This is a genomic window from Cellulosimicrobium cellulans, from assembly GCF_006539945.1.
In the GTDB taxonomy this organism is placed as follows: Bacteria; Actinomycetota; Actinomycetes; order Actinomycetales; family Cellulomonadaceae; genus Cellulosimicrobium; species Cellulosimicrobium cellulans.
Window position 1 is genome coordinate 22133 of sequence record NZ_BJNZ01000022.1, and the last position, 20225, is coordinate 42357.

At 74.6% G+C, this 20225-nt stretch carries 22 protein-coding genes and 1 tRNA gene; 18 read left to right on the plus strand and 5 right to left on the minus strand.

Translation table 11 applies throughout. From position 1 onward, the window contains the following. The first annotated feature begins 60 nt into the window (after positions 1–60). Together CCE02nite_RS15040 and CCE02nite_RS15045 are read left to right on the plus strand one after the other, a co-directional pair. A complete protein-coding gene (locus CCE02nite_RS15040) occupies positions 61–1554 on the plus strand; it encodes a 5'-nucleotidase (RefSeq protein WP_141390424.1) in 1494 nt (497 codons plus the stop codon). 55 nt (positions 1555–1609) lie between these two features. After that, positions 1610–2299: a thymidine kinase gene (locus CCE02nite_RS15045; protein WP_141390426.1), complete on the plus strand. Its 690-nt coding sequence runs from the start codon at positions 1610–1612 to the stop codon at positions 2297–2299. Here the strand turns inward: CCE02nite_RS15045 and CCE02nite_RS15050 are convergent. After that, on the minus strand, positions 2239–2886 hold the full coding sequence (locus tag CCE02nite_RS15050; RefSeq protein WP_141390427.1) for a protein-L-isoaspartate O-methyltransferase family protein: 648 nt from the start codon (positions 2884–2886) through the stop codon (positions 2239–2241). The genes CCE02nite_RS15045 and CCE02nite_RS15050 overlap by 61 nt on opposite strands. A gap of 182 nt (positions 2887–3068) precedes the next feature. Here CCE02nite_RS15050 and CCE02nite_RS15055 point away from each other — a divergent pair, with 182 nt between their 5' ends. The 13 genes from CCE02nite_RS15055 (at position 3069) to CCE02nite_RS15110 (ending at position 13368) form a co-directional block, all read left to right on the plus strand. Beyond that, complete coding sequence (locus CCE02nite_RS15055) at positions 3069–3275, plus strand: dodecin family protein (RefSeq protein WP_047234741.1); 207 nt, start codon at positions 3069–3071, stop codon at positions 3273–3275. 240 nt (positions 3276–3515) lie between these two features. Next, on the plus strand, positions 3516–3824 hold the full coding sequence (rplU, locus tag CCE02nite_RS15060) for a 50S ribosomal protein L21 (protein WP_502909453.1): 309 nt from the start codon (positions 3516–3518) through the stop codon (positions 3822–3824). Positions 3825–3910: 86 nt separating this feature from the next. After that, the gene (rpmA, locus tag CCE02nite_RS15065; protein WP_047234735.1) at positions 3911–4168 is read left to right on the plus strand and encodes a 50S ribosomal protein L27; all 258 of its coding nucleotides are present in this window, start codon (positions 3911–3913) and stop codon (positions 4166–4168) included. A gap of 93 nt (positions 4169–4261) precedes the next feature. Beyond that, the gene (obgE, locus tag CCE02nite_RS15070; protein WP_141390429.1) at positions 4262–5782 is read left to right on the plus strand and encodes a GTPase ObgE; all 1521 of its coding nucleotides are present in this window, start codon (positions 4262–4264) and stop codon (positions 5780–5782) included. A gap of 146 nt (positions 5783–5928) precedes the next feature. After that, complete coding sequence (gene proB, locus CCE02nite_RS15075; protein WP_141390503.1) at positions 5929–7056, plus strand: glutamate 5-kinase; 1128 nt, start codon at positions 5929–5931, stop codon at positions 7054–7056. Between the two features lie 53 nt (positions 7057–7109). Next, a complete protein-coding gene (locus tag CCE02nite_RS15080; RefSeq protein WP_141390430.1) occupies positions 7110–8456 on the plus strand; it encodes a glutamate-5-semialdehyde dehydrogenase in 1347 nt (448 codons plus the stop codon). A 191-nt stretch (positions 8457–8647) separates the two neighbouring features. Next, on the plus strand, positions 8648–8803 hold the full coding sequence (locus CCE02nite_RS20535) for a hypothetical protein (protein ID WP_021483496.1): 156 nt from the start codon (positions 8648–8650) through the stop codon (positions 8801–8803). Positions 8804–8846: 43 nt separating this feature from the next. After that, the gene (gene nadD / locus CCE02nite_RS15085) at positions 8847–9452 is read left to right on the plus strand and encodes a nicotinate-nucleotide adenylyltransferase (RefSeq protein WP_141390432.1); all 606 of its coding nucleotides are present in this window, start codon (positions 8847–8849) and stop codon (positions 9450–9452) included. Continuing rightward, a complete protein-coding gene (locus tag CCE02nite_RS15090; RefSeq protein ID WP_141390433.1) occupies positions 9445–10536 on the plus strand; it encodes a hypothetical protein in 1092 nt (363 codons plus the stop codon). The genes nadD and CCE02nite_RS15090 overlap by 8 nt, the downstream gene beginning before the upstream one ends. 25 nt (positions 10537–10561) lie before the next feature. After that, positions 10562–11008, plus strand: a complete 447-nt coding sequence (gene rsfS / locus CCE02nite_RS15095) for a ribosome silencing factor (protein WP_141390435.1) — start codon at positions 10562–10564, stop codon at positions 11006–11008. Next, positions 11005–11685 carry a histidine phosphatase family protein gene (locus CCE02nite_RS15100; protein ID WP_141390436.1) on the plus strand — a complete coding sequence of 227 codons (681 nt, stop codon included), beginning with the start codon at positions 11005–11007 and terminating at the stop codon, positions 11683–11685. Before rsfS ends, CCE02nite_RS15100 begins: the two co-directional genes overlap by 4 nt. Before the next feature lie 79 nt (positions 11686–11764). Then, positions 11765–11837 (plus strand) — tRNA-Ala (locus CCE02nite_RS15105). Positions 11838–12021: 184 nt separating this feature from the next. After that, positions 12022–13368, plus strand: coding sequence for a hypothetical protein (locus CCE02nite_RS15110; protein ID WP_141390438.1), 1347 nt, complete (start codon positions 12022–12024; stop codon positions 13366–13368). A gap of 15 nt (positions 13369–13383) precedes the next feature. On the opposite strand, the gene CCE02nite_RS15115 is transcribed toward CCE02nite_RS15110, so the two are convergent. Then, positions 13384–14364 carry a VldE C-terminal domain-containing protein gene (locus tag CCE02nite_RS15115; RefSeq protein WP_170227333.1) on the minus strand — a complete coding sequence of 327 codons (981 nt, stop codon included), beginning with the start codon at positions 14362–14364 and terminating at the stop codon, positions 13384–13386. Between the two features lie 171 nt (positions 14365–14535). Here CCE02nite_RS15115 and CCE02nite_RS15120 point away from each other — a divergent pair, with 171 nt between their 5' ends. Continuing rightward, positions 14536–15381, plus strand: coding sequence for an aldo/keto reductase (locus CCE02nite_RS15120; RefSeq protein ID WP_141390442.1), 846 nt, complete (start codon positions 14536–14538; stop codon positions 15379–15381). 94 nt (positions 15382–15475) lie between these two features. On the opposite strand, the gene CCE02nite_RS15125 is transcribed toward CCE02nite_RS15120, so the two are convergent. The 3 genes from CCE02nite_RS15125 to CCE02nite_RS15135 all read right to left on the minus strand — a co-directional run bounded on the left by CCE02nite_RS15125 (position 15476) and on the right by CCE02nite_RS15135 (position 17838). Continuing rightward, complete coding sequence (locus CCE02nite_RS15125; RefSeq protein ID WP_141390443.1) at positions 15476–15925, minus strand: ScoMcrA-related endonuclease; 450 nt, start codon at positions 15923–15925, stop codon at positions 15476–15478. A 79-nt stretch (positions 15926–16004) separates the two neighbouring features. Then, entirely contained in the window at positions 16005–16937 is a 933-nt protein-coding gene (locus CCE02nite_RS15130; RefSeq protein ID WP_141390445.1) for an aldo/keto reductase, read from the minus strand. 40 nt (positions 16938–16977) lie between these two features. Next, positions 16978–17838 carry an aldo/keto reductase gene (locus CCE02nite_RS15135; protein ID WP_141390446.1) on the minus strand — a complete coding sequence of 287 codons (861 nt, stop codon included), beginning with the start codon at positions 17836–17838 and terminating at the stop codon, positions 16978–16980. A 143-nt stretch (positions 17839–17981) separates the two neighbouring features. On the opposite strand from CCE02nite_RS15135, the gene CCE02nite_RS15140 reads away from it, so the two are divergent. Both CCE02nite_RS15140 and CCE02nite_RS15145 read left to right on the plus strand, forming a co-directional pair. Continuing rightward, entirely contained in the window at positions 17982–18935 is a 954-nt protein-coding gene (locus CCE02nite_RS15140; protein ID WP_141390448.1) for a LysR family transcriptional regulator, read from the plus strand. Continuing rightward, positions 18932–20218, plus strand: coding sequence for an MFS transporter (locus CCE02nite_RS15145; protein WP_255318890.1), 1287 nt, complete (start codon positions 18932–18934; stop codon positions 20216–20218). The genes CCE02nite_RS15140 and CCE02nite_RS15145 overlap by 4 nt, the downstream gene beginning before the upstream one ends. Positions 20219–20225 lie beyond the last annotated feature (7 nt).

A 20225-nucleotide genomic window follows, 5' to 3' on the forward strand; every position in this document is an offset into this window, starting at 1 on the left:
GGCCCTGACCGGTGCGCGACCGTCTTCGTCCTCGTCGCCTCCACCTGGCATCATGCGCCCATGGGTTACGACCTCTCGGGCCGCCTCGTCATCGGCGTCGCCTCGTCCGCACTGTTCGACCTCACCGAGTCCGACCGCGTGTTCCGCACGCAGGGGGAGGCGGCGTACCGCGACTTCCAGGAGCGTCACCGCGACGACGCGCTGGCCCCGGGCGTCGCCTTCGGGTTCGTGCGCCGTCTGCTCGCGCTGAACGACCTGGCGCCGTCGGCCGACGACCCGCTCGTCGAGGTCATCGTCATGTCGCGCAACTCGCCCGAGACGGGCCTGAGGGTCATGCGCTCGATCCGCCACCACGAGCTCGACATCACGCGCGCCGTCTTCCGCCAGGGCCGCAGCCCGCACGAGTTCATCCGCCCGCTGCACGTGGACCTGTTCCTGTCCGCCGACGAGCGCTCCGTGCGCGACGCGGTCGACCTCGGCCTGCCCGCCGGGTACGTGCTCGACCCGACGTTCGCGGACGAGGCCGGCGACGAGCTGCGCATCGCGTTCGACTTCGACGGCGTGCTCGCGGACGACTCGTCCGAGCGCCGCTTCCAGGACGGCGGCCTCGTCTCGTTCCGCGAGCACGAGGCGCTCAACGCCGACGTGCCGCTCGGGCGCGGCCCGCTGCGCGAGCTGCTCGTCGGCATCCACCGGGTGCAGGTCGTCGAGCGCGAGCGGAACGCGTCCGACCCGTCGTACCGGCCGCGCGTGCACGTCTCGCTCGTCACGGCGCGCTCGGCCCCCGCGCACGAGCGCGCGGTCGCGACGCTGTCGTCGTGGGGTGTCACCGTCGACGACGCGTTCTTCCTCGGCGGGGTGGACAAGGACGGCGTCCTCGAGGTGCTGCGCCCGCACATCTTCTTCGACGACCAGCGCGCCGTCGTGGAGGCGACCCGCCGGGTCGCCCCATCGGTCCACGTGCCCTACGGCGAGCTCAACCGCGGCGTCCTGCCCGCGGACCCGGCGCTCGACACCCGGCGCCCGCGTCCGGCCGACGCCGCGCCTCCCGCGCCCACGCGGCGCGAGGCGGCCACGCCGCCGGCACCGGCCGCGCCGACGGGCGAGCGAGACGCCGAAGAGGACCCGGCGCCCACGCGCGGCGACGAGGTCCGCGTCCGGGGGACCGGCACGCGCGAGCTCCCGCTCGTGCGCTCCGTGCCGGGCATCGGCGGTGCGGGTCTCGCCGGTCTCGCCGGGGCGTCGACGGTCGTGCCGGCCGCGGAGCCGGCGCGCGAGGCCGAGCGTCCCGAGCCGGACCCCGGCTCCGCGACTCCCGCTGCTCCCGCGCCTGCTGCTCCGCGGGACGGCGAGGCCGGGACGGCAACGAGCTCGGAGCCCGCGGCGCGTCCGTCCGACGCGGAGGGCTCGGCGCCCACCGGGACCACGCTCCTCAGCCGTCGGGACGTCGCGCGCCCGGGCGCGCCCGACCGCGTGTCGGTGCTCGGCCCGGCGGGGGAGCCCAAGCCGCTCCCCGTCCGCCCGTCGTCGAACGGCCCGGCCCGGCACCACTGACCGGCGCACCGGCCCCGCGTCGCGCGCCGCCGGGGTCCGGTGGTTCACTGCTCGCATGAGCGGCGCCGCGCGTCTCGCGGACCCTTCGCCCCGCGCGGGCGGCCGGGTCGAGGTGGTGTGCGGCCCGATGTTCGCGGGCAAGACCGAGGAGCTGCTGCGGCGGGTCCGACGCGCCGAGGTCGCGGGGCGCCGTGTCGAGGTGGTCGGGCACGTCCTCGACACGCGGCGCGGCACGGGCACGGTGAGCTCGCACTCGGGTCTCGCGATCCCGTCGCGGACCGCGCGCGACGCGGCCGACCTCGCGCGGCTGGTGCACGACGGCGGCCCGCTCGACCTCGTCGCGGTCGACGAGGCCCACTTCTTCGGTCCCGACCTCGTCGACGTCGTGCAGCGCCTCGCGGACGACGGGCTCGTGGTGGTCGTCGCGGGCCTCGACGTGACGTTCGACGCGCGGCCGTTCGAGCCCCTGCCGACGCTCGCGGCGCTTGCCGAGCGGGTCGACAAGCTCACCGCCGTGTGCGCGGTGTGCGGGGAGGACGCGGCGTTCCACGTGCGCGTGGCTCCGGAGGTGACGGCCGACTTCGCGCTGCGTGACCCGCTGGTCCCCGCCGCCGCGCACGTCGGCGGCGCCGAGAGCTACGAGGCGCGGTGCCGGGCGCACCTGCCCGTGGCGCCGTGGCGGGCTCAGCCGGCCGCCGGACCCGAGGGGCCCGGCGGGTCCTCGACGAGGGGGACGAACGAGTAGGACCCGTGCTCGCTCACCCGGGTGCCGTCGGGTGCGTCCGGGTCGGCCTCGACGAGCAGCATCGTGTGCCGGACCGGGACCACCATCCGGCCGTCCGGCGCGAGCTGGTCCACGAGGGCCCGGGGGAGCGCGTCGGCCGCCGCGGAGACGAGGACCCGGTCGTAGCGCTCGCCCGGTGTGCCCAGGACGCCGCGCCGCGCGGGCTCCAGCCGCGCCCAGGAGGCGTGCGCCGTCGCGAGGTTCGCGGCGCCCCACGCGGCGAGGTCGGGGTCGCGCTCGAGCCCGAGCACGCCGCCCGACGGCCCGACGAGCACGGCGAGGAGCGCCGTCGTCCACCCGGAGCCGGCGCCGACGTCGAGGACCCGGTGGCCGGGGGCGACGTCGAGCAGCCGCAGCATCGCGGCGACGGTCGACGGCTGCGAGTTCGTCTGGCCGTGCCCGATCGCGAGCGGGCGGTCCTGACCGGCCCAGCGGCGTTGCGCCCGGGGGAGGAACGCGCGGCGGTCGACCGCGCGCATCGCGGCGGCGACGGCGTCGTCGTCGTGCCCGTGACGGCTGCTGCCGTCGGGCGGGCCTGCCGGGCGCATGCGACCACCTCCACCGCCAGCGTAGGCACGGTCGCGCGCCACGCGCCCGCCGTCGTGGCGGTGGTGCCGGAGGACGACGGACGCGACCGGACCCCTCCCGGTGGCGAAGGCGCACGGGCGGCGGGATGCTCGACGGGTGCGCGGGCGCGTCGGTGCGCCCGCCCCGGACGGGGGAGCCCGGCATGAGCGGCACGGTGGCACGGATCACGCACATCAGCGCGCGGTCGGACACGAGCTTCGAGGACGCCGTCAAGATCGGCGTCGAGCGCGCGGCGAGCACGCTGCGCAACGTCTCGGGCGCGTGGGTCAAGGAGCAGAAGGTCGACATCGTCGACGGTCGCATCACGACCTGGCAGGTCGTCCTCGAGATCACGTTCGTGCTCGAGTAGGACCGCGGTCCGCGGACCGCGGGACGAGGCCGTCGCGCGCGAGCGGTCGTGCGCGCGGTCACGGCCCGCGCCATTTGACCTGCCCCGCCGATCTCCGTACTCTTGAATGTCGGCGCGCCCAGGCGCGCCGGTCCCGTGTGCCCACGGACGACTCGCACTCGCACGCCGCGGCGTGGTCGGAGTCTCCAAGACGAACTCGCCGTGACGAGCACGCCAAGACTAGGAGAGATGAGCAGCAACGTGGTGTACGCGATCGTCAAGGCCGGTGGCCGTCAGGAGAAGGTTTCTGTCGGCGACATCGTCGTGGTGGACCGGGTGTCCGCCAAGGTCGGTGAGTCCCTCGAGCTGCCCGCTCTCCTGCTGGTGGACGGGGAGAAGGTGACCACCGACGCGGCGAAGCTCGCCAAGGTCAAGGTCACCGCCGAGGTCGTGCGGGACGAGAAGGGTCCGAAGATCACGATCCTGCGGTACAAGAACAAGACCGGTTACCGCCGTCGTCAGGGTCACCGCCAGCAGCTGACCCGCCTCAAGGTCACCGGCATCAAGTGACCTCGCCCGGCGTGAGGTAGCGGCCCCGGGCCGCGCCGCGCCGATCGGCACCCTCCCTCAGCAACCAGCACGAAAGCAGGTTCGTCATGGCACACAAGAAGGGCGCGAGCTCCTCGCGCAACGGTCGCGACTCCAACGCCCAGCGCCTCGGCGTCAAGCGCTTCGGCGGTCAGGTCGTCAAGTCGGGCGAGATCATCGTCCGCCAGCGCGGCACGCACTTCCACCCCGGTGAGAACGTCGGCCGCGGCAAGGACGACACGCTGTTCGCCCTGGCCGCCGGTGCGGTCCAGTTCGGCACGCGTCGTGGCCGCAAGGTCATCGACATCGTCGCCGTCGAGGGCTGAGCGACAGCCACAGGCTTCGAGCAGGAGGGGCGCACCGACGCGGTGCGCCCCTCCTGCTGTTTCTCGCACACCCACCTCTGAGAGGATCGTTCCATGGCCAGCTTCGTCGACCGTGTCGTCCTGCACGTCTCCGGCGGCAACGGCGGGAACGGGTGCGCCTCGGTCCGTCGCGAGAAGTTCAAGCCGCTCGCCGGCCCCGACGGCGGCAACGGCGGTGACGGCGGCACCGTGCGCCTCGTGGTCGACGCGCAGACCACGACGCTGCTCGAGTACCACCACTCGCCGCACCGGCACGCGACGTCCGGCACCCAGGGCATGGGCGACGACCGCGACGGCGCGAACGGCGACGACCTGGTCCTGCGCGTGCCGGACGGCACCGTCGTCAAGGCGACGGACGGGACCGTCCTCGCCGACCTCGTGGGCGACGGCGCGGAGTACGTCATCGCCGAGGGCGGCCGCGGCGGGCTCGGCAACGCCGCGCTCTCGTCGCCCCGCCGCAAGGCGCCGGGCTTCGCCCTGCTGGGCGAGCCGGGCGAGGAGCGGGACGTCGTCCTCGAGCTGAAGACGATCGCCGACGTCGCTCTCGTCGGGTACCCGAGCGCGGGCAAGTCGTCGCTCGTCGCCGCGATCTCGGCCGCTCGGCCCAAGATCGCCGACTACCCGTTCACGACGCTCGTGCCGAACCTCGGCGTCGTGCAGGCGGGCTCGGCGCGGTTCACCGTCGCGGACGTCCCGGGCCTCATCCCGGGCGCGAGCGAGGGCAAGGGGCTCGGGCTCGAGTTCCTCCGCCACATCGAACGCACCGCCGTGATCGTGCACGTCCTCGACTGCGCGACTCTCGAGCCGGGTCGCGACCCGATCAGCGACCTCGACGTCATCGAGGCGGAGCTCGCCGCCTACGCCCAGGACCTCGACATCGAGGGCGGCCGCGTGCCGCTCACCGAGCGGCCGCGGCTCGTCGTCCTCAACAAGATCGACGTGCCCGAGGCGCGCGAGCTCGCCGACCTCGTCAAGCCCGACCTCGAGGCGCGCGGCCTGCGCGTGTTCGAGATCTCCACGGCCAGCCACGAGGGCCTGCGCCCGCTGACCTACGCGCTCGCCGAGCTCGTCGAGAAGGCCCGTGCCGAGGCGCCCGCGCCCGAGCCGACGCGCGTCGTGCTGCGGCCGCGCGCCGTCGACGAGGCCGGGTTCACCGTCACGCGCAAGGGCGGGGCCACGGACTACTGGTTCGAGGTGCGCGGCGCCAAGCCCGAGCGCTGGGTGCGCCAGACGGACTTCAGCAACGACGAGGCCGTCGGCTACCTCGCCGACCGCCTCGCCCGCCTGGGCGTGGAGGAGAAGCTGTTCGCCGCCGGAGCCGTCGGTGGCGACGAGGTGCGCATCGGCACCGACGCCAACGCGGTCGTCTTCGACTGGGAGCCGACGCTCATGACCGGCTCCGAGCTGCTCGGCGGCCCGCGCGGCTCCGACAACCGCCTCGACGAGCGCCTGCGCCCCACGCGCACGGAGAAGCGCCGCGAGCACCACGAGCGCATGGACGCCAAGGCGGAGGCGCGTCGCGAGCTGTGGACCGAGCGCCAGGCCGGCACGTGGACGGACCCCGACGCGGACTGACGCGGGTCCGCCGTGGGCACGGATCGGGCCCGGCCTCCTCGGGGGACCGGGCCCTGTCCATGCCCACGACCGGTGCGGTGCGTCCTGGTCCGTGAAATCCTGCGCGCCCGGGAGCGGCGGGCGGCGATGATGGACGCGTGAACGCGCTGTCCTCCCGCTCCGAGATCGCCTCCGCCCACCGCGTGGTGGTGAAGATCGGCTCGTCCTCGCTCACGGGCGCGGACGGGCACCTCGACCTCACCGCCCTGCGTGCGCTCGTCGACGTCCTCGCGGCGCGACGCGCGGCGGGCGGGCAGGTCGTGCTCGTCACGTCCGGCGCGATCGCCGCCGGGATCGGGCCACTGGGGCTCGCGAGCCGGCCTCGCGACCTGGCGACGGCGCAGGCGACCGCCTCGGTCGGGCAGGGCATGCTCGTCGCCCGCTACACGGAGGCGTTCGCGGGGCACGGGCTGCGCGTCGGGCAGGTGCTGCTCACCGCGGAGGACACCGTGCGCCGCGGGCACTACCGCAACGCCCAGCGCTCGCTCGAGCGGCTGCTCGACCTCGGCGTCGTGCCGATCGTCAACGAGAACGACGCCGTCGCGACCGACGAGATCCGGTTCGGCGACAACGACCGCCTCGCCGCGCTCGTCTCCCACCTGGTGCGCGCGGACGCGATGGTGCTGCTCACCGACGTCGACGGCCTCTACGACGGCCCGCCCTCACGCCCGGGCACGCGCCGGATCGCGGAGGTGCGCTCGGCGGCCGACATCGAGGGCGTCGAGGTCACGGGCCGGGGGAGCGCGGTCGGGACGGGCGGCATGCTCACCAAGCTGGAGTCCGTCTCCATCGCGACCGGCACGGGCATCCCCGTGGTGCTGACCCAGGCGCAGAACGCCGCGGCCGCGCTCGCGGGCGACGCCGTCGGGACGTGGTTCGCCGCGACCGGCAAGCGGACGACGCGCCGCCGGCTCTGGCTCGCGCACGCCGCGCGCACGCGCGGCCGGCTCGTTCTCGACGACGGCGCGGTGAAGGCCGTGCAGGGAGGGCGCGCGTCGCTCCTGCCCGCGGGGGTCACGGCCGTCGAGGGAGAGTTCGACGCCGGGGACCCGGTCGAGCTCGTGACGTCGGACGGCCGCGTGGTGGCCCGCGGGCTCGTCGCGTTCGAGTCCCGCGACATCCCCGACCTCCTCGGCCGGTCCACCACCGAGCTGCGCGCCGAGCTGGGCGAGGGCTACGACCGCGAGGTCGTGCATCGCGACGACCTGGTCCTGGTGCGCAAGCGCCACCGCTGACCGGACGTCGGACGGCGCGCCCGGCGCGGCGTCGGCCGACGTAGGCTCGGACCATGACCACCACCGAGGACGCGCCCGTCGTCGCGGGCGCCGCAGAGCCCCAGACCGCCGGTCCCGCCGCAGCGGGTGCCGCGAGGGACGTCGCGACCGCCGTCGAGGACGTCGCGCGCCGTGCCAAGGTCGCCTCGCGCACGCTGGCGACGGCCACGCGCGCGACCAAGGACGCCGCCCTCCTCGCGCTCGCCGACGCGCTCGTCGCGGCGACGGAGGAGATCGTGGCCGCCAACGCCGTCGACCTCGAGCGCGAGCGTGCCGACGGGATGAGCGAGGGCCTGCTCGACCGCCTCGCGCTCGACGGCCCGCGCATCGCCGCGATCGCCGACGCGTTGCGCGCGCTCGCGGGCCTGCCGGACCCGGTGGGGGAGGTCGTGCGCGGGTCGACGCTGCCGAACGGCCTGCGCCTGCGCCAGCTGCGCGTGCCCATGGGCGTCGTCGGCATGATCTACGAGGCGCGCCCCAACGTGACGGTCGACGCCGCGGGGCTCGCGCTCAAGAGCGGCAACGCCGTGATCCTGCGCGGCGGGTCCGCGGCCGCCAGCTCCAACGAGGTGATCGTGGGCGTGCTCGCCCGCGCGCTCGAGGCGCAGGGCCTGCCTGGCGACCTCGTGCAGTCGATCGACCGCCACGGGCGGCCGGGCGCCGTCGCGCTCATGCACGCGCGCGGGCTCGTCGACGTGCTCGTGCCGCGCGGCGGGGCCGACCTCATCCGCACGGTGGTCCGCGAGTCGACCGTCCCCGTCATCGAGACCGGCGTCGGCAACGTCCACGTGTACGTCGACGCGAGCGCGGACCGGGCCATGGCGCTCGAGATCCTGCTGAACGCCAAGACGCAGCGCGTGGGCGTGTGCAACGCCGCGGAGACGCTCCTGGTCCACGCGGACGCCGCACCGGACTTCCTGCCCGCCGCCCTCGCCGCACTCACCGCGGCGGGTGTCGTGGTGCACGGCGACGACCGCACGGCCGGTCTCGCGCCCGAGGGTACCGAGGTGCTCGCGGCCACCGACGAGGACTGGGCGACCGAGTACCTCGCGCCCGAGATCGCGGTGCGCGTCGTCGACGACCTCGACGCCGCGATCGAGCACGTACGGACCTGGACGTCCGGGCACACCGAGGCGATCGTCACGCGCGACCTCGCGTCCTCGGAGCGGTTCGTCGCCGAGCTCGACTCGGCCGCGATCATGGTCAACGCCTCGACGCGGTTCACCGACGGCGGCCAGTTCGGCCTCGGCGCGGAGATCGGCATCTCGACGCAGAAGCTCCACGCGCGCGGTCCCATGGGCCTGGCCGAGCTCACGACGACGAAATGGGTCGTGCACGGCGACGGTCACGTTCGTCCGTGACGAGCGGTTCGTCGGCAAGTACCTGATACCTGCCGGACCATGCCGCCGGGCGGTCGTGAGAGACTGGTCGGCGACCGGAGCCCGTCCGGTCCGCCGTCGGGCCGGTCCTGGCAGGCGTACCGTTCCACCGCACCACCCCGGACCGCGGCACGACATCGTCCGCCCCGGGGACGACCTTCGAGGAGGACGTCGTGATCTCTGCCGTCGTGCTGGCCGCCGAGGAAGGCGCCGAGGCCGCGTCGCACCTGCCCATCCCGCCGCTCGCCTACGGGCTGCTCGGGTTCGGCGGGCTCGTGGCCCTGCTGCTCGTGACCTACGCGTTCCGCAGCGTCGGCACGCGGCACTGACCGGTAGCGAACGACGGAAGCGCCCGCGACCGATGACGTCCCGATGAGCCCGCGCCGTCCCCGCCTGGGGGTGATGGGTGGCACGTTCGACCCCATCCACCACGGCCACCTCGTCGCGGCGAGCGAGGCCGCGGCGCGGTTCGACCTCGACGAGGTCGTGTTCGTCCCCACGGGCAAGCCGTCGTTCAAGCAGCACCAGAGCGTCAGCCCGGCCGAGCACCGGTACCTCATGACGGTCATCGCGACCGCCTCGAACCCGCGGTTCACGGTGAGCCGGGTCGACATCGACCGGCCGGGACTGACCTTCACGGTCGACACGCTGCGCGACCTGCGGGCCGCGCGTCCGGACGCGGAGCTGTTCTTCATCACGGGCGCGGACGCGATCGAGCAGATCCTCACCTGGAAGGATGCCGACGAGCTGTGGAAGATGGCACACTTCGTGGCTGTCTCCCGCCCGGGCCACAGCCTGAGCGTCGAGGGTCTGCCGCCGGGCGTGGTCACCATGCTCGAGGTCCCGGCCCTCGCCATCTCGTCGACGGACTGCCGTCGGCGTGCGGAGGCGGGCCAGCCGGTGTGGTACCTGGTTCCGGACGGCGTGGTCCAGTACATCGCCAAGCACGGTTTGTATCGAGGTCAGCACCATGAGTGACAACGGCAACATGCAGCCCGTCCGCCCCCTCACGCGGCGCGAGATCCGCGAGCGCGAGCAGGCGGCCGCAGCCGAACGGTCCGCGCAGGCCGGCACGCCTCCGCCCGCCCCGGCGCCCGGCGCCGCCGGGTGGCAGCAGCCCACCCCGGCGCGCCCGGCCGCCCCGCCGACCCCGCCGCCGTCGCGCCGCACCCTGCGCGAGACGACCGGTCCGACGGACTACCCGTCGCAGCCGTCCGTCGTCCGCCCCCCGGCCGCCTCGGGCGGCATGCGCGGTCTCGACGAGACGGGTCGCCTCACCCCGGTGCAGGAGACCGCGGAGCGCGTCGCGATCCGCCCGCCGGCCCCGACCCCCGTCGTGCCGACGCGCACGAGCTCTCGCCCCCCTGCGGGCACCCCGCGGCCCGCCGCGCCGGGCGCCACCGGCCCGGTCCGACCCCCGACGCCGTCCGCTCCCGTCGGCGGGTTCGGTTCCGCGCCGGTGGGCCGGGTCGGAGCGCCCGAGGCACCGCCCGCCCAGCCGCAGCGGCTGTCGGCCTTCTCGGCTCCCGCGGCGGCACCGGCCGCGCCCCCCGCCACGCCTGCTCCGGCACCCGCCCCGTCACCGTGGGGTGCGTCCGGGCGCACGCCGGCTGCCGCGCTGCCCGCGGCTCCGCCCGCTGCGGCCGCGCCCGCCGAGGCTGCGGGAGCCGCGCTCCCGTGGTCGGCGATCACGTCCGGGTCGGCACCCGAGCCTGCGGGCGCCGGCCGCGAACCCGCCTCACCCTTCGGCGGCGTGCGCGAGGCGTCGCCCGCGGCGCCCGCCGCCGCGAGCGGCCCGTCCGACGACCTCTTCCCACGTGTGCGCGCCCGCGCCGACGAGCTCGACGACGAGGCGGACGACGACCTGGACGACGAGCCGCGTGGCCCCTCGTACACGTGGCTGCACTACCTCATCCTCGTCGCCGTGGCGTTCGTCCTCGGCCTGCTCGTGTGGACGCTCGTCTCGCGCGACGACCCGGGTCTCGCCACCGAGGACACGAGCGACTCGGCGTCCGCCGTGTCGACGTGGGACGACCCCGGCACCCTCGACACCGGCCGCTGAGCGGCCGCACCACGAACGGAGACACGTGACTGCCACCGAACGAGCCGTAGAGCTCGCCGTCATCGCGGCGCGGGCGGCGTCCGACCGCAAGGCCGAGGAGATCATCGCGCTCGACGTGAGCGAGCAGCTCGTCCTCACGGACGTGTTCCTCATCGCGTCCGGGTCGAACGAGCGCCAGGTCTCGGCGATCGTCGACGCGGTCGAGGAGGCGATGTACAAGGCGGGTTCCAAGCCGATCCGTCGTGAGGGCAAGCAGGAGGCGCGCTGGGTCCTCATCGACTTCGGCGACGTCGTCGTGCACGTGCAGCACGCCGAGGACCGCGTCTACTACGCGCTCGAGCGCCTGTGGAAGGACTGCCCCGTCGTCGAGCTGCCGGAGGACGCGCGCGGCGGCGACGGCACGGCCGACGACGCCGACGACACGACCCGCGGCGACGGCGCCATCCGCCTCTCGGGGGAGCCCCTGGCGTGACCGCCGGCACGCTCGTCCTCCTGCGCCACGGCCGGACGTCGTACAACGCCGCGATGCGCCTGCAGGGCCAGGTCGACATCCCGCTCGACGGTGTCGGGCAGTGGCAGGCCGAGCACGGCGCGAAGGCGCTCGCGAGCGCGCACCGCGCGACGCGCGTCGTCGCGTCCGACCTCGTGCGGGCCGCCGACACCGCGCGCGCGTACGCCGGTGCGATCGGCGCCGAGGTCCAGCTCGACCCTCGGCTGCGCGAGCGCGGCTTCGGAGAGTGGGAGGGCCTCACGGGCCCGGAGATCGCCGAGCGGTGGCCCGAGGAGTATGCGGCGTGGCGCCGGGGCGAGGAGCCCACGCGCGCGGGCGCCGAGACCAAGGTCGCTGTCGCGGCGCGCCTCGTCGAGGCCGTCACCGAGCACGTCGAGTCCCTCGAGAAGGACGACACGCTCGTCGTCGTGTCCCACGGCGCCGCGATCACGCTCGCCGTCACCGCGCTGCTCGGGCTGGACCCCGAGCACTGGCGCGGGATCTCCGGGCTGCACAACGTCCACTGGTCCCACCTGCACCGCTCCGCGCCCGCCGCGACGCCCGCGTGGCGTCTCGTGGCGCACAACGTCGGTGCCGGGTTCCCGCTCGACGAGTGGAACGCGGGACCGGATTGGAATCTGGAGCCGGTTTCTGCGTAGACTAGCGACGCTCCGCAGGACGGGAAACCGGCCGGGGGAGTGTTCATCCAGTGTTTGACCAGGATCTTCGCAGATCCACGGGGCTGTGGCGCAGCTGGTAGCGCACCTGCATGGCATGCAGGGGGTCAGGGGTTCGAGTCCCCTCAGCTCCACCGGATCGAAGCGGGGCGTCGTTCATCGACGCCCCGCTTTCGTCGTTTCTGCGTTGCGTCGGGTCGTGGCTCTCGCTCTCCTGCTCGGCGCGCCTCGGCGGCCGGGAGGCCTGGCCGGTAGGGTCGGCACCGCTTGTGCTGCCGTCCGGCGGCCGGGTGGTCCCGACGGGAAGCGGAGGCTCGCGTGCCGGGTTCGACAGGCGTCCTCGCCGTGCTGGCGGACGCGATCGGCGCAGCGCGCGTCGAGCAGGTGCTGGCCCGGCTCGACCGGTACTCGAACCAGCCGAACGCGGTCAAGGGCGCCTCGCGCCTCCCGAGCGACCCCGCGCTGGAACGGGCGGCGCTGCGCGTGTTCGACGACCCGGGTCTCGGGGCGGTCGCCGGTCTCGACGCCTCGAACCTCACGGGAGCCCTCGACGCACGGACGCTCTGGGCGCTCCTCGCTCTCGCGGCCCGGGCCGACGTGACCGTCCTCGACCGGCTCCCGGCCGACACGGCGGAGCGGGGCGCTCCGAAGGTCGCGACGATCCGCCGGGCGGCCGCCAAGCACGCGGCAGCGCTGGGGTCCGCGCCGGCTGCTCCCGCGTCAGCAGAGGCTCCTGGCTCGCCGCCTGCACCTGCAGGGAACGACGTCCCGCCGCTCCCCGAGAAGCTGGCTCAGGTGGCGTCGTGGCTCGCGGCGCACCCCGGCGCGGACCCCCGGTGGTTCGCGGCACGCCCGGGGCAGCGGGCGGCCGAGCGGCGGGTGGCCCTCCGGGCGCTGGGGAGCATCGGCACCCCGGCGGCGCTCGACGTGCTCGCCGGGTACGCGCGCGACGGCTACCCCGACGTCGAGCTCGCGGAGCTGCACCGGGCGTGGGGAAGGTTCGACCGGCGGGAGTTCGCCGCGACGATGTTCCGCCCGGGGGGCACCATGCTCCAGCTCGGCGTGTGCTCGACCCTCGAGTGCGTCGGCGCGGTGCAGGGGCTCACGGGCCTCGGGACGGTCCTCACCGGGCCCGCCGACCTCGCGCCCCTGGCGGAGTGCACCGACCTCCGGCGGCTGCACGTGAACGTCGCCGGCGGAGGGCTCACGGGAGTCGAGGCGCTGTCACAGCTGCCCGCGCTCACCGAGCTGCACCTGGTCGGCACGACCCGGGGCGCCGACCTCACCGCGCTGCGGGAAACCGCCGTCGAGCGGCTGTCGTTGAGCCTCGACGGCGCCGACGGCGCGTTCCTCACCCACCTGCCGCACCTGAGGTCGCTCAAGCTCTCGGGCGGGTCGGGTCCTGAGGACGCCGCGTACGACGTCGAGGACGGCCGTGCTCCGCTGCCCGCGCACCCCGGGCTCGTCGACGTCGTGCTGCGGCTGGTCTCCGACGGCGTCCAGGTGGTCGTGCTCCGCCACGAACGCTCCTGGGTGTCGCGGCTGACGGCCGCGGTCCCGTCCGACGTCTTCGTCGTCGAGCGCAGCGGCTACGTGGGACTGACCAGGGACGGGTCGGACGTGGAGGGTCTCGGCAGGAGGCTGTTCTCGAACGTCGTGCCGTGACGGGCGGCCGGGGGCCTACGACGTGCTGACGTGCACGTGGTCGAAGTGGTTGGCGGTCGCACCGCCGCGGTCCTCCATGCCGGACCAGGCGCTCGCGGGGTCTCCGGCCATCCAGATCTGCTGCTGGTAGATGAGGTACGTGATCCCCAGGGCCCCGGCGTTGGCCTGGAGGTAGCGGGCGATCTCCCAGCCCGTCTCGCCCGTGATCATGATGTCCAGGGCGCGGCCGGTGCCGTGGTCGCCGCTGTCGCCCGGGCGGATCCCGCCGTAGGAGGTCACCTGGGGGAAGATCGCGCACACGGCCCGGTACACCGCACGGGCGTTGGACTGGAGCGACGACTCGATCCCGGAGCTCACCGCGCACGCGGCGTCGGAGATGCCGCTCGCGCTGGACCCGCCGCCGGTCGCGGCGGTCGCCGCAGTCGCTTCGGGCTGGGAGTCCGCGAGGAAGCTCGACTTGATCCAGGCCGCCGCGCCGTCCCAGACGACCTGGCTCCACTCGCCCTCGGTCGCTCCGGTGACGTCGACGGCGGTGGCGAACGCGGCGGTCGCGACGCGCCCGGCGTCGGCCGACGGCCCGGTGCGGACGTTGACGGCGTCGGTGGTCCAGAGCTGACCGGTGGCGACGGGGACGACCGGGGCCGGCGGGGCGACCTCGGCGGCAGGGACCACGGTGATCTTCGCCGCGGTCTCGACGACCGGGGACTCCTGGGTCGCCGCCGGGGGAGCGACGCGCTCGGCGGAGCGGCTGGCGGCACCCGTGCCGCGCTCCACGGTCGACCCGGAGGCGGGCTCGACGCTCAGCGGTGCGAGGTCGGGGTTCCCCTCGGCGGGCTGGGGCCCCGCGCCGACGACGCCTGCGCCGAGCAGCCCGACGAGCGCGAGCGCCGGCAGCTTGAGTGCGCGCGCCGGGAGCGCGGGGAACGACGGCAGGGCAGGGAGCCGGAGGGAGCGCGCGGGCGCTGCGGGTGCGGCGCTGTGGCGGCCTCGGGACATGGTGCGCTCCGGTTCGTTCGTGGTCAGGACCGGGCCCATGTAACCAAACCGTGATCTACAAAGTCCAGCCCGGATCTCGCGCAGCAGGTCAGAGACTCATGAGCGCGAGCGCTGAGTCGCACGACCGGCAGTCGTTGGACGCCTGGACGGCCGGTTCCTAGGCTGGAGGGCATGACCGTTCCCTCAGTCCCCACCGTGACGCTCAACTCCGGTCACACCATCCCGCAGCTCGGCTTCGGCGTCTTCCTCGTCCCACCGGACGAGGCGGAGAAGGCCGTGAGCGAGGCCCTCGAGGTCGGCTACCGCCACATCGACACGGCCGCGATCTACCGCAACGAGGAGGGCGTCGGCGCCGCGATCGCCACGAGCGGCGTCCCGCGTGACGAGCTCTTCGTCACGACCAAGCTCTGGAACGACCGTCAGTCCGGAGAGCAGCCGCACGACGCGATCCGCGAGAGCCTCGACAAGCTCGGCCTCGAGTTCGTCGACCTCTACCTCACGCACTGGCCGGCGCCCGCCCAGGACCAGTACACGAACGCGTGGGCCAAGCTCGTCGAGATCCGCGACGCCGGCCTGGCGCGCTCGATCGGCGTCTCCAACCACCTGCCCGAGCACCTCGACCGGATCGTCGCGGACACGGGCGTGGTCCCCGCTGTCGACCAGATCGAGCTGCACCCGGCCTACCAGCAGCGCGACGTGCTCGCGTGGGCCGACGCGAACGGCATGAAGATCGAGGCATGGGGGCCGCTCGGCCAGGGCAAGTACCCGCTGTTCGAGCGGCAGGCCGTCGTCGACGCCGCGGCCGCGCACGGTGTGACCCCGGCCCAGGCGGTCCTGCGCTGGCACCTGCAGCGCGGCTTCATCGTCTTCCCCAAGTCGTCGCGCAAGGAGCGGATGGCGGAGAACTTCGACCTCTTCGGGTTCGAGCTCACGGCCGACGAGGTCGCGGCGATCGACGCCCTCGACACCGGTGACGGCTCGGGCCGCGTGAGCGCGCACCCGTCCGAGGTCAACTGACCGGTCGCCCGCGGCCCCACGGGCACCTCGCGGCACGACGAGGGGCGCCGTCCGTACGGACGGCGCCCCTCGTCGTGCGTGGGGGGAGACCCGGTCAGCCGCAGTCGTCGCAGATGCCCGTCGCGGGCAGCACCGTGAAGCACGTGGGGCACACGGCCGGCGGCTTCTCGGGCTCGGACGCACGCGGCGTCGACGTGCGCCGCGGGGTACGGGGTGCGGTCGCGGCCTTCGCCGCGGTCCGACGTGCGGGCGCCGGCGCCACGGGCGCGGCGCCCGGCACGTCGAAGCCGCGCTTGCGCAGCAGGTCCGCGACGGTCACGGGGCTGTTGCGGAACTCCTCGGCCGTCGCGACGCGGCCGGTCGCGTACCGGTGCGCGACGCCGAGGATCGCCTGGGCGTCGTACGCGCGGTCCTCGTGGAGAAGAGGGGTGCCGGGGGCCGCGGTGAACCCGTAGACCCCGAGGAACGCGTCCCGGCCCCGGTCGTCCCAGTCCGCGATCGCCTGGAGGATGTGCTGCCGGGTCACTGCCGAGAAGGTCGCCACGGCACGAGCCTAGACCGCCGTGCAGGGCGTCCCGGACGGCCCGTGCGTGACCTTCGGCACGGGCCGCCCGGCGCAGCCGTCAGGGGACGGTGTAGCCCGCGGCACGGAACAGCTCGTACCACTCCGCGCGCGTGAGCGGCACGTCCGATCCGAGGGCCGCGCCCGCGACGCGCTCCGGGTTCGTGGTGCCGAGCACGACCTGCATCCGTGCCGGGTGCCGCGTGATCCAGGCGGTGGCGATCGCGATGGGCGGGACGCCGTAGCGGTCGGCGAGACGGTCGATCACGGCGTTGAGCTCGGGGTACATCTCCGACCCCAGGAAGACGCCGGTGAAGAACCCCGCCTGGAACGGCGACCACGCCTGGACCGTGATGTCGTGCAGGCGGCAGTAGTCGAGCGTCCCGTTGTCGCGGGCGACGGACTGGTCGAGGTTCTGCATGTTCGCCGCGACGCCGTGCGCGACGATCGGCGCGTGCGTGATCGAGAGCTGGAGCTGGTTCGCGACGATCGGCTGGTCGACGTACCGGCGCAGGAGCTCGATCTGGCCCGGCGTGTGGTTGGACACCCCGAACGCGCGCACCTTGCCCGCCGCGTGCAGGTCGGAGAACGCGCGTGCGACCTCCTCCGGCTCGACGAGGGCGTCGGGGCGGTGCAGCAGGAGGATGTCGAGGTAGTCCGTTCGCAGCGCGTCGAGCGAGCCCTCGACGGACGCGACGAGGTGCTCGTAGGAGAAGTCGAAGTACGGGCCCTCGCGCACGATGCCGGCCTTGGACTGGATGACCCACTCACCGCGCTCGGCGGGGGAGAGGTCGAGGGCCTCGGCGAACCGGCGCTCGCAGCCGTGGAGGTCGGCGCCGTAGACGTCGGCGTGGTCGAGGAACGTGATCCCCGCGTCGCGCGCGGTGCGCACGAGCGTGCGGACCTCGTCGTCGGTCTTCTCCTGGATGCGCATGAGGCCGAGCACGACGTTCGGGACGACGAGGTCGGTGCCGGGGAGGGTGAAGGTCTTCACCGGTGGAGCTCCTTCGTGGGGTGGGTCGTCGGCGAGGGCGTCACGCGGCGGACAGCCGCGCGACCTCCTCCGCGGTCAGGGTGAGGTCGGCCGCGCCGGCCGAGTCGAGGATCGAGGTGGGTCGCGACGCTCCGGGGATGGGGACGACGACGGGCGCGAGCGCGAGCTCCCAGGCGAGCGTCACCTGGTAGACGCTCACGTCGTGGGCGGTCGCGACGTCCTGGAAGACGGCGTGCCGCGCCCCGAGCTCGGCGGCGCCCGCGATGCCGCCCAGCGGGCTCCACGGCAGGAACGCGATCCCGAGGGCCGCGCAGTGCTCGAGCTCGCCCTGGCTCGAGCGGAACCGCGGCGAGAACTGGTTCTGCACCGACGCGAGCCGGCCGCCGAGGATCTCGTGCGCGAGGTCGATCTGCGCGACGTCGGCGTTGGAGATGCCGGCCTGCTGGATCACGCCCTCGTCGAGCAGCTCGACGAGCGCGCCGATCGAGTCGGCGTAGGGGACCGCGGGGTCGGGGCGGTGGAACTGGTAGAGGCCGATCGCGTCGACACCGAGCCGGAGCGCCGACTCCTTCGCGGCCTGCTTGAGGTACGTGGGGTCACCGTTCTGCGTCCACGTGCCGTCGCCGGGGCGCAGGTGACCGCCCTTCGTGGCGACGAGGACGGCGCTCGTGTCTCCGCCGTACGAGCGCAGCGCGCGGGCGATCAGCTCCTCGTTGTGGCCGACCTCGTGCGCGTGCAGGTGGTAGGCGTCGGCCGTGTCGATCAGGGTGACGCCCGCGTCGAGCGCGGCGTGGATCGTCGCGACGGACCGGGCCTCGTCCGGGCGGCCCTCGATCGACATCGGCATGCCGCCGAGGCCGATCGCGGAGACCGTCCGGGTTCCGAGCGTGCGCTGCTGCATGGTGCTCCCTCACGGGTCGGGGAATGGCGGGGGTGTCGCCGGGGGCTCGCGGGCGGGGCCGGTCCGGACGTGTCGAGCGTAGGAAGCGATAACCTAGAAGTCCAACGACTAGCGGTTGTCATTTATAGAAGATTGAGTGATTAATGGATCTGCGTCAGATGGAGTACCTCGTCGCGCTCGCCGACGAGCGGCAGTTCACGCGCGCCGCGCAGCTCGTCGGCGTCTCGCAGTCGGGGCTCTCCGCCGCGGTACGGAGCCTGGAGGAGGAGCTCGGCGCGAGCCTGTTCACGCGCACGACCCGCCGTGTCGAGCCCACCGAGGCCGGCCTGGCGCTGCTGCCGCACGCACGGTCCATGCTCGCCCAGGCCGCGGCCGGTCGCGACGCGGTCGTCCGGGCGACGCGCGCCCTGTCCGGCTCGCTGCGCGTCGGCTCGGAGCAGTGCCTCGGGGTCCTCGACGTCACGGCGCTGCTCGAGCGCTTCCATCGCCGCTACCCGCAGGTCGAGATCCAGTTCGCGCAGGCCGGCTCCCACGACCTCCTCGCGCGCGTGCGCGAGGGCGACCTCGACGTCGCGTTCGTCGCCACCACCGAGCACCTGGGGTCGTTGTCGCAGACCGTGCTGGGCAGCGAGCCGCTCGTGCTCGTGTGCGCGCCGGAGCACCCGCTCGCCACGCGCGGTCGCGTCGACTGGTCCGACCTCTCGGGCCAGGAGTTCGTCGACTTCGACCCGTCGTGGGGCGCGCGTCCCGTCAACGACGCCACGTGCGCCGCGCACGGCGTGCACCGCCGCGTGCGGTGCTCGGTCAACGACGTGCACACGCTGCTCGAGCTCGTCGACCGGGGTCTCGGGATCGCGCTCGTCCCGCGCCACGTCGCGGCGAAGCCCCAGGCGGCGCGCCTCGTCACGCTCGCGCTGCCCGAGGGCGGCGCGCCGAGCTGGGTCGTCTCCGTCGTGACCGGACGGTGGGACAGCGGGGCCTCGGCGGCGCCCCAGCTCCTCGAGCTCCTCGCCGACGCGCCCGCGTGCCGGGGCGTCGAGGTCGCGCGACCCGACGGCGAGCGGCCGGGCGTCGAGGTCGTGGCGGAGGTGCGGTGACCGCCCCCGCGGGCACCGACGCGCCGCTCTTCCCGCTCCGCAGCGTCGTCCTCGGCGCGTTCGTCCCGACGCTCGTCCTCGAGATCGGCATCGGCGCGATGCTGCCCGTCGTCGCGGTCACCGCGACCGGGCGCGGGGCGAGCCTCACGGTCGCGGGCCTCGTCGCCGCGCTCGTCCCGATCGGCAAGATCCTGTTCGACCTCCCGGCCGGGGCGCTCGCGCAGCGGGTCGGTGACCGGGCGGCCATGCTGCTCGCGGGCGGTGTCGCCGTCGGCGCGTTCGCGACGATCGCGCTCAGCCCGAACCTCGGGGGACTGGCGGCGGGCGTCCTCGCCCTGGGGGCGTCGACCGCCATCTTCAACCTCGCCCGCCAGGCCTACCTCACGGAGATCACGCCGCCCCTGCGGCGGGCGCGCGTCCTGTCCACGCTCGCCGGAGTGCACCGCATCGGGCTGTTCCTCGGCCCGTTCGCGGGGGCCGCCGTCATCGCGGCGACGGACGTGCGCGGCGCCTACTGGCTCGGCGCCGTGGCCGCGCTGGCCGCGGTGGCGGTGCTCGCCGTCGTGCGCCCGGAGCCGACGGCGCAGGGCGAGCCGGGCCGCGGGCGGACGCGCGCTCTCGGACCCGCGGCGGGACCGCGGGTGACCATCGCCGGCGTGGCACGCGAGCACCGGCGCCTCTTCGCGACGCTCGGCGTCGCGATCCTCCTCGTGAGCGCCGTACGCGGGGCGCGCCAGACCGTCATCCCGCTCTGGGGCGAGCACCTCGGGCTGGACGCGGAGGTGACGTCGCTGGTCTTCGGCGTCTCCGGCGCGCTCGACATGCTGCTGTTCTACCCGGCGGGCAAGGGCATGGACCGGTTCGGGCGCCTGTGGGTCGCGGTGCCGTCGATGCTCACCATGGCCGCCGGGCTCTCGCTCCTGCCGTTCGCCCACACGGTGGGTGCGGTGACCGTCGTCGCGGCGCTGCTCGGGGTCGGCAACGGGATGGGGTCGGGCATCGTCATGACGCTGGGGGCCGACGTCGCACCCGCAGCGGTGCGCCCGACCTTCCTCAGCGTGTGGCGGCTCTTCCAGGACACGGGCGACGCGCTCGGGCCCCTCGTGCTGTCGACCGGAGCCGCGCTGGGGTCGCTCGCGGCGGGGGTCTGGGCGACGTCGGTGCTCGGCGCGGCGTCCGCGGCGGCCCTCGCGCGCTGGGTGCCCCGCTACTCGCCGCTCGCGAACCTCGTGCGACCGCGAGCGGGGCAAAAGGTCGTGCGGGTCCCGTCCGACGCGCCCTAGCGTGGCG

Excerpts from the sequence above, each read along its gene's own strand:
- CCE02nite_RS15040 (WP_141390424.1), top strand. The coding sequence starts at position 61 with ATGGGTTACGACCTCTCGGGCCGCCTCGTCATCGGCGTCGCCTCGTCC.
- obgE (WP_141390429.1), top strand. The coding sequence starts at position 4,262 with ATGGCCAGCTTCGTCGACCGTGTCGTCCTGCACGTCTCCGGCGGCAAC.
- CCE02nite_RS15120 (WP_141390442.1), top strand. The coding sequence starts at position 14,536 with ATGACCGTTCCCTCAGTCCCCACCGTGACGCTCAACTCCGGTCACACC.
- CCE02nite_RS15140 (WP_141390448.1), top strand. The coding sequence starts at position 17,982 with ATGGATCTGCGTCAGATGGAGTACCTCGTCGCGCTCGCCGACGAGCGG.
- CCE02nite_RS15055 (WP_047234741.1), top strand. The coding sequence starts at position 3,069 with ATGAGCGGCACGGTGGCACGGATCACGCACATCAGCGCGCGGTCGGAC.
- CCE02nite_RS15050 (WP_141390427.1), bottom strand. The coding sequence starts at position 2,886 with ATGCGCCCGGCAGGCCCGCCCGACGGCAGCAGCCGTCACGGGCACGAC.
- nadD (WP_141390432.1), top strand. The coding sequence starts at position 8,847 with ATGAGCCCGCGCCGTCCCCGCCTGGGGGTGATGGGTGGCACGTTCGAC.
- CCE02nite_RS15115 (WP_170227333.1), bottom strand. The coding sequence starts at position 14,364 with ATGTCCCGAGGCCGCCACAGCGCCGCACCCGCAGCGCCCGCGCGCTCC.
- rpmA (WP_047234735.1), top strand. The coding sequence starts at position 3,911 with ATGGCACACAAGAAGGGCGCGAGCTCCTCGCGCAACGGTCGCGACTCC.
- CCE02nite_RS15090 (WP_141390433.1), top strand. The coding sequence starts at position 9,445 with ATGAGTGACAACGGCAACATGCAGCCCGTCCGCCCCCTCACGCGGCGC.
- CCE02nite_RS15135 (WP_141390446.1), bottom strand. The coding sequence starts at position 17,838 with ATGCAGCAGCGCACGCTCGGAACCCGGACGGTCTCCGCGATCGGCCTC.
- CCE02nite_RS15045 (WP_141390426.1), top strand. The coding sequence starts at position 1,610 with ATGAGCGGCGCCGCGCGTCTCGCGGACCCTTCGCCCCGCGCGGGCGGC.
- CCE02nite_RS15080 (WP_141390430.1), top strand. The coding sequence starts at position 7,110 with ATGACCACCACCGAGGACGCGCCCGTCGTCGCGGGCGCCGCAGAGCCC.